Genomic DNA, 9,859 nt, shown 5'->3' with positions numbered 1-9,859 from the left:
TGTAATTGGAGCGGGTGAAGAGAATCGAACTCTCATCATCAGCTTGGAAGGCTGAGGTTTTACCACTAAACTACACCCGCATATAAAGTTAGTTGCTGAATGGTCGGGAAGACAGGATTCGAACCTGCGACCCCTTGGTCCCAAACCAAGTGCTCTACCAAGCTGAGCTACTCCCCGTTATTAAGAAAAAATAATGGCGCGCCCGAAAGGAGTCGAACCCATAACCTTCTGATCCGTAGTCAGACGCTCTATCCAATTGAGCTACGGGCGCATTTACTGTTAATAGCAACTTTTATATCTTATCACACCCGATATAGGATGTCAATAACTTTTTTGGTGCGGCCGAGAGGACTTGAACCTCCACGGGGTTGCCCCCACTAGGCCCTCAACCTAGCGCGTCTGCCATTCCGCCACGACCGCAAAACATGACAGGATTATATAATAACTATTTGAGGTTCGTTAATCAATAGGTAATTAATGGTGCGGGTGAAGGGAGTCGAACCCCCACGCCTTGCGGCGCCAGATCCTAAGTCTGGTGCGTCTGCCAATTCCGCCACACCCGCATATGGATATTCATTCGCCGAAGCGAAAATTAAGGAAAGTCATTTTCGCTGGCGCGAAAAAACTTTGGTGAGCCATGAAGGACTCGAACCTTCGACCCTCTGATTAAAAGTCAGATGCTCTACCGACTGAGCTAATGGCTCGTATTCAAACAGAATCCTATACAAGTTGCGCTTGGAACCTGTGCTCAAAAGACCTTCGGTCTTTCTCGCAAGTTGCCGCTGATGTTGTTCAATGAAGCAAGCAACTGACTGAGCTAATGGCTCAAAAAATGGCTGGGCTAGCTGGATTCGAACCAACGCATGACGGAGTCAAAGTCCGTTGCCTTACCGCTTGGCTATAGCCCAATAAAATGGCGGTCCCGACCGGGATCGAACCGGCGATCTCCTGCGTGACAGGCAGGCATGTTAACCGCTACACCACGGGACCAGATATAGAATTATAATGGTTACTTTCGCTGCTGCGAAGTTAAGCAAAGTTATTTTCACTAGCGTGAAAATTAAGGATGATTATTTTCGCTTTCGCGAAAAAATCTTGGTGACCCCTACGGGATTCGAACCCGTGTTACCGCCGTGAAAGGGCGGTGTCTTAACCGCTTGACCAAGGGGCCATATTATTAAAAGGTTCTGGCGGAGAAGGAGGGATTTGAACCCTCGCGCCGCTTACGCGACCTACACCCTTAGCAGGGGCGCCTCTTCAGCCTCTTGAGTACTTCCCCATACCTTAAAATTAATGGCTCCGCAGGTAGGATTCGAACCTACGACCGCTCGGTTAACAGCCGAGTGCTCTACCACTGAGCTACTGCGGAATAACTTTAATTTTCGATGTCGTTGTCTTGTCGACTCTTACTATTATAGGGAGGTGCCTAGTAAAAGTCAAGGGTATTTTAAATAAGTTTTTTATTTCTTTTTTCAAAGCCCATAAAGGCTTATTCTACAGTCATTTCCTTTACTTTTATCAGCTTTCCTCGGCATTTTCCACACACGTATTTTGATGTATTTATAGATCTTTTCCGGCGATAGGTCAACTTGCAACTACTGCACTGATAAAAAATGAATTTCTGTTTCGCCCTTCTCTTCTTCTCCTCCGGAAGTGCAGAACAAAATCTCGGGGCATCTACCTTCTTTAATAAATCCCGAAAGTCTTTATCGCGATGCTTGTATCCATTTCCTTCTATATGAAGATGGTAATGACAAAGTTCATGCTTAATGATCCCGATCAACTCTGCCTCACCAAGCTGCTCAAAATACTTTTTATTAATTTCAATATTGTGACTGCTCAGCATATAGCGCCCGCCAGTAGTTCGAAGTCTCGGATTGAAGAACGCCTTATGCCTGAATGGCTTATGGAAGTATTTATCGGAAATCATTACTACAAGATTGTGCAATTCTTGATCGTTCATCTGTAAAACGCCTGCCTTTTTAGAAACATGACAACCCATTATAGCATATATTAATGTTACCTTTTAACGCATTATCTTAAGGAGGTATAACCATGCCTGTCTGGTTTCAGAATCAAATGAAACGAGCCTTCTATGAAAAAAATCGGTATCAAATCAAACTTTTAAATCAGTGTTGGTACTTTTATAGAAATAAACAGAGTTTAAACGATTAAAAGACTGCAGGGATTCCTGCAGCCTTTTATATTATGCCTCCTCAGGCTTTAGCATCGTCAAGGCGACCCGACCTTTTTTCTGGTCGATACTATCCACCCATACGGTTACTACATCCCCAACGGATACAATATCCAGAGGGTGTTTTACGAATCGATTGCTTAACTTAGAAATATGAACAAGTCCGTCTTGTTTTACACCGATATCAACGAAAGCTCCAAAGTCAACCACGTTCCGGACAGTACCTTGAAGCTCCATTCCTGTCTTCAGATCCTCTAGCTTCAATACATCCTTTTTCAAAAGTGGTGCTGGAAGCTCGTCCCGCGGATCCCTTTCAGGTCTTACGAGTGCATCAATGATATCTTTCAGTGTAAGTTTCCCGATTCCTAATTCATCTGCCGTTTGATCGATGTTGATTTTAGCGAGGGCTTCCTTTAATTCTGGAGTTCCTAAATCCTTTGTTTTAAATCCCAGGCTATCAAGCAGCTGCTTTACCTCACCGTAACTTTCCGGGTGGATGCCAGTTCGGTCAAGAGGTTCCTTCCCGTCGATGACACGCAGGAATCCGATTGCCTGTTCATATGTCTTAGCTCCGAGACGAGGGATTTTTTTCAGCTGCGACCTGCTTGTGAACTTCCCTTCTTCTTCACGCTTCTTTACTATATTATTGGCTACTGTTTTAGAGAGACCAGATACGTACTGCAATAAAGAAGAAGAAGCTGTATTTACATTGACCCCTACCTGGTTAACTGCCATCTCAACAACGAATGTCAGCGATTCGGATAGCTTTTTCTGGCTGACATCATGCTGATACTGGCCGACACCGACTGATTTCGGATCGATTTTAACGAGTTCAGCAAGCGGGTCCTGCAATCGGCGGGCAATCGAAACTGCACTTCGTTCTTCTACCTGGTAATTAGGGAATTCTTCACGGGCAAGATCGGATGCAGAATAGACACTCGCTCCTGCTTCATTGACAATGAGATAGAATATCTCTTTATCCATCTCTTTCAGGATATCAGAGACGAATTGTTCTGTTTCTCTCGAAGCAGTTCCGTTGCCGATTGCGACCATTTCCACATCATACTCTCTCAGGACTTTAATGAATTTATCTTTCGCCTCTGTATTTTTCGCTCCTGAGGTATGTGGATATATCACACCGATTGATAATACTTTGCCTGTTTCATCTACAGCTGCCAGCTTACATCCCGTTCTGAATGCCGGGTCTACCCCCAGGACAACCTTCCCTTTTAACGGCGGTTGGAGGAGAAGTTTGCGCAGATTTTCGGAAAAGATATGAATTGCTTGCTCTTCGGCTTTTTCTGTCAGTTCATTCCTGATCTCTCGTTCGATTGACGGCTGGATCAAACGCTTATATGCATCCTCGATTGCTTCTGTTACTGAAGCAGCTGTGATAGAGTGATTTTTAGTAACCCATTTACGCTGCAAATAGCTCATAATGACATCTGTTTTTGGCTTTATAGAAACCCTTAAAAGGTCCTCTTTTTCACCGCGGTTGAGTGCAAGGATTCTGTGCGGCACCACTTTACTGACTGGCTCAGAATACTCATAATACATCTCATAAACATTTTTCTCATCCTGCTCTTCATTTTTCACTGAAGAATCGATGGAGCCAGTTTTAAAGGTTTCATTCCGAATCCACTTGCGGCTGTCTGCGTCATCGGAAACAATTTCAGCGATGATGTCTTTCGCTCCGGCAATCGCATCTTCGATAGATTCGACACCTTTTTCTTCTGATAAATACTCCCGGGCTTTTTGTTCAAGACTTCCATTTACAGGGAACTCCAACATCCACTGAGCAAGCGGCTCAAGACCCTTTTCTTTGGCGACAGTCGCTTTCGTTCTTCTTTTTTGCTTGTATGGTCGGTATAAGTCTTCTACTTCCTGAAGCTTGATTGCTTTTTCAATGTTCGTCTTAAGCTCGTCAGTCAGCTTTCCTTGTTCTTCGATGAGCCTGATGACTTCCTCTTTACGCTGCTCTAAGTTCTGTATGTATTGCCATCTTTCAACGATGTCACGGATTTGCACTTCATCAAGCGCACCCGTCATTTCCTTTCGGTAACGGGCTATGAACGGTACAGTGTTTCCTTCATCAATTAATGAAATGACACTTTGCACTTGTTTAGCTGTTAACGATTGCTCTTTGGCAATGATTTTTACATATTGATCTTGCTTATCCATTGTTTGAGTCAAGAGACAATCCTCCATAATCTATATTGATGTTGCTTGTCACTTTAATAGTGTACCAAAATCGGCGGAAGGTTTACAGCGAGCGCGGGACTTCCTGCTATTTTTCCATTGCGCATCACCCACCAATGGGAAACATAGGGTTAAACTGCATCCTACTTCCTATATAAAACAAAAAGAAGCCCACCGGCTAAAGTAGACTTCCCACAATAAAAGTTGCATCATCCATTGAGTTTGCATATTCGCCTTTAATTTGCTCTGCGATGGCACCAACTGAGCGATACCCTTTCAATATCGTTTTAGCGCCATGGATATTGTCAAAACCATCTGAGTAAATCAGGAATTTTGATGCTGGCTCATAAATGAATCTCTGGGTGTGAAATACCTGCGGCTTCCCTGACAGATAACCTGTTACTGGCAATGGGTATGTCAGCTTGCCATTTGAGGTATAGAGGAAGAAGCGGATATTTCCGACACAGCTGTATACAAATTCGCGGGTTTCGAAGTAGACTTTGAAGATCGAGACAGCGGCCCCTCTTTTTTGCACCAAAATATTGTTGCAGTATTTCATGAGCGTATCTACATCTTCGTGATGGTGTTGCTCTACTACTGAAACGACAGCGGCAGAAGCTTCATGGGCGTATTGCCCTGACCCTAATCCATCAGCAAGTACACAGACAAAATAATCATCAGTAGCCGTATAATAATAGCTGTCACCGCACTCTACTTTACCTTCTTTGATTGTCTGGTAAGCATAAAGTTCTATTTTGTCTTTGAACTGTTGGATCATGTAATGTACTCCGAGTTGTTGTTTTCCGCATGAATCGCTTCTTGAAGTTTTTTAATTGCCCTTCTTTGAAGACGTGATACATGCATCTGTGAAATACCAAGCTTGTCACCAGCCTCTTTTTGGCTGAGGTTGTCAAGGTAGGTATATTGGATAATTAACTTTTCGCGTTCGCTTAGTACATGCAGTACTTTTTCGAGCACCATTCTTTGATTGATTTTTTCATAGCCTTCATCAATGTTTCCGACGATATCCAACAGGGTGACTGTTCCTCCATCAGAATCGGCTTCAATAGAATGGTCAACGGATAAGGCCTGGTAGCTTTTACCCATTTCCATGGCTTCCAATACTTCTTCTTCGGAAACCTCAAGTGCTTCCGCGATTTCATCTACTCGTGGAGAGCGGTGCAGGTGGGTGGTCAAATCTTCGACAGTCGTCTTGATTTTTGGACCTAGCTCCTTTATCCTGCGCGATACGTGGACGCTCCACGTTTTATCTCTTAAGAATCTTTTGATTTCACCAATGATGGTCGGCACGGCAAATGCCTCAAAGCTTTTGCCAAATGTTTCATCATAGCGTCGGATTGCGCCTAAAAGTCCAATCATCCCAACCTGGAAGATATCCTCGTGGAATGACCTTCCTTTGGAATACTTTCTGGCAATTGTTTCGACAAGGTTTTGATAATGAAGAACCAGCTCACTTTGGGCGTCTGCATCCTCATGCAGCTGGTAGGCTTTGATTAATTCATTAATCTCTTCTTTTGGCCTCTGCTTAGGTTGAGATTGTCTCTGCATCTCTCTCCACCTGCTCTCCTTCTCGGTACTTGGTCATAAAGACCGTGACGCCCTCTTTGTGATGGATTCGAACCTCGTCCATCAAGGTTTCGATCAGATACAGTCCCAAGCCTCCTTCACGAAGGAATTCCACAGAACTATTCTGATCATAAGGGCCAAGTCCCTGGCGTGCTGAATGGAAATCAAAGCTCTGGCCATTATCCGCAACCATTACTTCAAGCTTGTCTTCATATAATCCGAACCCGATGATGACTTCGCCGTTCTCATTGTTTTTATATGCATGCTGTACAGCGTTCGTACAAGCTTTACTCGTAGCAATTTTCAAATCTTCAATTTCGTCGTAGGAAAAACCCATGCGGCTTGCGATACCAGAAAGGGTCAAACGAATGACACCCACGAACTCTGGTTTGGCCGGGATTTTCATTTCAATATAGTCAAATGACTGGTTCATTGCACTCCACCCTCAATCTGGCTGTTTATATCGATAATATCGGCCAAGCCGGTGATTTCGAAAAGTCTCTGCAAACGTTCGGACAACCCAACGATTTTAAATTCACCGTCATGTGAACGGACGTTCTTGAATACTCCTACAAATACTCCAAGCCCTGTACTATCCATATAATTGACCTCCGAAAGGTCAACAACCATCTTTACGCCCTCTTTTTCGGACAAAGGGAAAAGCTTTTCACGAAGCTGTGGAGCTGTATATGCATCAATTTCGCCGCTTACCTTAACTGCTAGCTTTGATTCTGTTTCTTTAACATCTATCGAAATATTCATAAATGACCCACCCTTTACAATTCAATTGCTCTTTTGATTTACCCGGTTTGGAACCCGATTAAACATCTCTTTTCAAAATGATTAAGGTAAAATCATCACGCAATTGGAAATGCTGAAGTTTTTCAAGTTCCCTAAAGATATTATTGACAATTTCCTGAGCATTTAAGTGAATATATTTATTTATATATCCGATTAATGTTTCCTTTTCGATGAAACCTTCATCTGTCCTGCATTCTGTTACTCCGTCAGACATCAGAATCACCATATCCCCAGCTAGTATTTCTTTTTCATACTGGGTATATTTCGTCCGCTTATCCACTCCAAGCAGTAAGCCTCTTGCAACCAACTCTGAGAATTCCTTCTTTTTGGAATCGTAATAGAAACCAGGCTCATGCCCTGCGGATGCATAATAGAAGATATTGTTGGCAGGATTGAACATCCCGTAGAACATCGTAATAAACATACTTGGGTCAACGTTCTGCTCAACGACTCTGTTCAGATTTTCCAGGATGCTGCTCGGATCGAGCCGGTTTTCTGGCAGACTGTCCATCGCATATTTGATCATGGACATACAAAGTGCTGCCGGAATCCCTTTCCCAATGACATCAGCGATTGCCACGCTGATATTATTGTTCTCATCCTGGACAAAATGGAAGTAATCACCGTTCATATGCTTAGCCGGGACACTGATCGCCCCGATATCAATACCAGGCACAGTCGGGATTTTCGTACCGAGCAAGGTTTGCTGAACATTCGCGGCAATCTCCATTTCTGATCTTAACTCCTCTTGCTGATGCCTTAAGCTCTGGTGCTCTCGATAAGCAATGCCATAACCAATCATCACCTCAAGGAGGATATCAAAGGAATGCATAATATCTTCTGGAAGTTCAGGATACATCTCAAGAAGCAAGCTTTTATGCACGCTAATGATTTCTTCCGGCGCGATCTTATGTTCTATCGACTTCCGGCTGAATTTCTGCCCTGCATATAATGCTTGTTCTGATTGCTCTTGTATATAATTGTCAAGAATATCCCGATACTTTGATTCCATCATTTCTCGGAAATCCATACTTTCTCCCCCTATCGGAGCCATTTAGTCGCTTTTATTTGTGTTCCTTGTCCGGGTGTTGAGTCTATGTCGAATTCATCCATTAGACGTTTCACTCCGGGAAGGCCGGCTCCAAGTCCTCCTGATGTTGAAAAGCCATCTTCCATGACTTGGCGTATTTCTTTTATACCTGGACCGCTGTCCACTGCGTTGATTCGCAATCCCGCTTTACCGCCGTCATATAATTTATCGATGCAAATCTGCCCTTTGCCGGCGTACAAGTAGATATTTCTGGCCAATTCACTGATGGCGGTGGTGATTCGTGCCTGGTCAACAGTTCCAAAACCAAGCTCTTTCGCAACATTCCGGCCAAGCTGGCGTGCTGCGACGATGTCCCATTCGTTAATAATCGTAACGCAGGATTGGATGTCCATTCACCTATTCCCCCAATTCCTGTTGTAATTTCTCCAAACCTTTTTCTAAATCTAATGCAGTTAGGACATCATCAAGGCCGATCCCTAATTCAATTAGCGTTATGGCAACAGCAGGCTGGATTCCGGTAATGACTACAATCGCACCCATGAGCTTGGACATATTGATGACATCCCCAAGGACCTTTGCGATGAAAGAATCTATGAAGTCGATTGAGGTTAAATCAATGACAACTCCATTGGCACTTGTCTCATGAATTTTGTGGAGCAAGTCCTCTTGAAATTGAAGCGCAGTCTGGTCATCTAGCTCCCATTGTATGGAAACTAACAGACAATCATCCAGCTTTAGGATTGGTATTCTCACTTTGCTCCCTCCAATGACACAATTTTTTTATTTGTCAGCTCAAGAGCTGCTTCGATTCCTTTTTTCAAGTTATTCTTTGTTGTAAACTGATTCAGGTCGATGCCCAAGTTGACGATTGTCTGTGCAATTTCAGGACGAATCCCTACGAGCATGCACTTGGCACCAATGAGCCTGACAGCATCAGCTGCCTGGATGATATGGTGGGCAACCATCGTATCTACGACCGGAACGCCTGTAATATCAATCAGGACCACCTCGGAACGGTGTTTCACCGCACCCTTAAGCAGATTCTCCATGATTTGCTTTGCACGCTCTGTATCAATCGTACCGACTAATGGCATTACGGTAATTCCCTCAAACACTGGAATGAGCGGCGCCGAAAGCTCCTGCAAGGCAATTTTCTGGAGGGAAACTGTTCTTTCCCATGTTGACGAATATACGCTGACGATTTCATTGTTCATCGGAGTTGCCCAGCGGTCAAACTCGTAAACGATCTCCATCTGATTCTCCTGCGTCACTACTCCTTCTTTCTGCATGCCTTCAAAAACAATCAAATTAAAGGTATGAAGACCTTTCGTGACGAACGTCAACGGCCAGCCAAGCCTGACTACTTTTTCAGCAAAATCAGTCAGCCTTTCATTATATTCTTCACTCGTCCCTTTAAAATTAGAGATGATGAGGTCGATGAATTCCTTGCTCGTAGATTGAAAAACCCGATCCGATACAAGGCGAATCACCCGGTCATCCGCTTCTTCCTTTGTCCTATCTATCCATTGATCCAGGATCTCTTGCTTGTGAGCCTGAATGTAATTTGAAATTATTTTATTCATTCCATCCTCCCCATTCTATCACAACAAAATTTTACATTACCCTTTTCCGTCCAATTGTAAACCAATTTTAAAACTGTAAATAAATATTCATAAAATCCAGATTATATATCTCCATTTAATGATAACAGTTTCCTTTCGTCAAATAAAATCAACTTATCGACAGGATTCAACGGATATTGCGTAACGGATATCTTTATTATTCCTTATTTTCTTGGATTCAATTTTATTGATATAAATTCTTGTGCTGGTTTAGGAAATACGGTTAGCGGCTTCCTTTTATGCAGGCGGATTACAGGTTCTTTTCTTGACAGCTTTTCCACTTTCACAGGCAAACCTGTCACATTTCCGAGCTTTTCTTGACAGCTTTTCCGCTTCCACAGCCTAACCTGTCACATTTCCGGGCTTTTCTTACAGCTTTTCCACTTTCACCGCCAACCCTGTCAC

Annotated in this window: 11 protein-coding genes and 11 tRNA genes; 1 reads left to right on the top strand and 21 read right to left on the bottom strand. The window is 43.4% G+C overall.

From position 1 onward, the window contains the following. Window positions 1–6: 6 nt before the first annotated feature. The 12 genes from TY49_RS20610 to TY49_RS20555 all read right to left on the bottom strand — a co-directional run bounded on the left by TY49_RS20610 (window position 7) and on the right by TY49_RS20555 (window position 1,963). Window positions 7–80: transfer RNA gene (locus TY49_RS20610), tRNA-Gly, on the bottom strand. Window positions 81–100: 20 nt separating this feature from the next. Further along, window positions 101–177: transfer RNA gene (locus TY49_RS20605), tRNA-Pro, on the bottom strand. 17 nt (window positions 178–194) lie between these two features. Then, window positions 195–271 (bottom strand) — tRNA-Arg (locus TY49_RS20600). Between the two features lie 63 nt (window positions 272–334). Next, window positions 335–420 (bottom strand) — tRNA-Leu (locus tag TY49_RS20595). 58 nt (window positions 421–478) lie between these two features. Further along, window positions 479–563 (bottom strand) — tRNA-Leu (locus tag TY49_RS20590). A gap of 65 nt (window positions 564–628) precedes the next feature. Next, window positions 629–704: transfer RNA gene (locus tag TY49_RS20585), tRNA-Lys, on the bottom strand. A 129-nt stretch (window positions 705–833) separates the two neighbouring features. Further along, window positions 834–908, bottom strand: a tRNA-Gln gene (locus tag TY49_RS20580). A 6-nt stretch (window positions 909–914) separates the two neighbouring features. Further along, window positions 915–990, bottom strand: a tRNA-Asp gene (locus tag TY49_RS20575). A 106-nt stretch (window positions 991–1,096) separates the two neighbouring features. After that, window positions 1,097–1,171, bottom strand: a tRNA-Glu gene (locus tag TY49_RS20570). Between the two features lie 17 nt (window positions 1,172–1,188). Then, window positions 1,189–1,279 (bottom strand) — tRNA-Ser (locus tag TY49_RS20565). A gap of 15 nt (window positions 1,280–1,294) precedes the next feature. Beyond that, a tRNA-Asn gene (locus TY49_RS20560) sits at window positions 1,295–1,369 on the bottom strand. Between the two features lie 120 nt (window positions 1,370–1,489). Then, window positions 1,490–1,963 carry a SprT family protein gene (locus TY49_RS20555; RefSeq protein ID WP_041967784.1) on the bottom strand — a complete coding sequence of 158 codons (474 nt, stop codon included), beginning with the start codon at window positions 1,961–1,963 and terminating at the stop codon, window positions 1,490–1,492. A gap of 92 nt (window positions 1,964–2,055) precedes the next feature. Between TY49_RS20555 and cmpA the strand changes: the two genes are divergently transcribed. Continuing rightward, window positions 2,056–2,175: a cortex morphogenetic protein CmpA gene (gene cmpA / locus TY49_RS24820; RefSeq protein ID WP_023626316.1), complete on the top strand. Its 120-nt coding sequence runs from the start codon at window positions 2,056–2,058 to the stop codon at window positions 2,173–2,175. Window positions 2,176–2,206: 31 nt separating this feature from the next. Here cmpA and TY49_RS20550 read toward each other — a convergent pair whose 3' ends face one another. The 9 genes from TY49_RS20550 to rsbRA all read right to left on the bottom strand — a co-directional run bounded on the left by TY49_RS20550 (window position 2,207) and on the right by rsbRA (window position 9,415). Next, entirely contained in the window at window positions 2,207–4,375 is a 2,169-nt protein-coding gene (locus TY49_RS20550) for a Tex family protein (protein ID WP_198135659.1), read from the bottom strand. A gap of 196 nt (window positions 4,376–4,571) precedes the next feature. Next, window positions 4,572–5,171: a PP2C family serine/threonine-protein phosphatase gene (locus TY49_RS20545; protein ID WP_041967782.1), complete on the bottom strand. Its 600-nt coding sequence runs from the start codon at window positions 5,169–5,171 to the stop codon at window positions 4,572–4,574. Then, entirely contained in the window at window positions 5,168–5,962 is a 795-nt protein-coding gene (gene sigB / locus TY49_RS20540; protein WP_041967781.1) for an RNA polymerase sigma factor SigB, read from the bottom strand. The genes TY49_RS20545 and sigB overlap by 4 nt, the downstream gene beginning before the upstream one ends. Next, the gene (gene rsbW / locus TY49_RS20535) at window positions 5,940–6,413 is read right to left on the bottom strand and encodes an anti-sigma B factor RsbW (RefSeq protein WP_041967780.1); all 474 of its coding nucleotides are present in this window, start codon (window positions 6,411–6,413) and stop codon (window positions 5,940–5,942) included. The genes sigB and rsbW overlap by 23 nt, the downstream gene beginning before the upstream one ends. After that, window positions 6,410–6,742, bottom strand: a complete 333-nt coding sequence (locus TY49_RS20530) for an anti-sigma factor antagonist (protein WP_041967779.1) — start codon at window positions 6,740–6,742, stop codon at window positions 6,410–6,412. Before TY49_RS20530 ends, rsbW begins: the two co-directional genes overlap by 4 nt. Before the next feature lie 58 nt (window positions 6,743–6,800). Further along, window positions 6,801–7,811: a PP2C family protein-serine/threonine phosphatase gene (locus TY49_RS20525; RefSeq protein ID WP_041967778.1), complete on the bottom strand. Its 1,011-nt coding sequence runs from the start codon at window positions 7,809–7,811 to the stop codon at window positions 6,801–6,803. 11 nt (window positions 7,812–7,822) lie between these two features. Then, entirely contained in the window at window positions 7,823–8,224 is a 402-nt protein-coding gene (locus TY49_RS20520; protein WP_041967777.1) for an anti-sigma regulatory factor, read from the bottom strand. A gap of 4 nt (window positions 8,225–8,228) precedes the next feature. Further along, window positions 8,229–8,585 carry an STAS domain-containing protein gene (locus TY49_RS20515; RefSeq protein ID WP_041967776.1) on the bottom strand — a complete coding sequence of 119 codons (357 nt, stop codon included), beginning with the start codon at window positions 8,583–8,585 and terminating at the stop codon, window positions 8,229–8,231. After that, window positions 8,582–9,415, bottom strand: coding sequence for an RsbT co-antagonist protein RsbRA (gene rsbRA, locus TY49_RS20510; RefSeq protein WP_041967775.1), 834 nt, complete (start codon window positions 9,413–9,415; stop codon window positions 8,582–8,584). Before rsbRA ends, TY49_RS20515 begins: the two co-directional genes overlap by 4 nt. Between the last annotated feature and the right edge of the window lie 444 nt (window positions 9,416–9,859).

This window comes from Mesobacillus selenatarsenatis SF-1 (assembly GCF_000813125.1).
GTDB lineage: Bacteria > Bacillota > Bacilli > Bacillales > Cytobacillaceae > Mesobacillus > Mesobacillus selenatarsenatis.
Note: the sequence above shows the minus strand (reverse complement) of the source record. Positions and strands in the feature narration are given on the sequence as shown.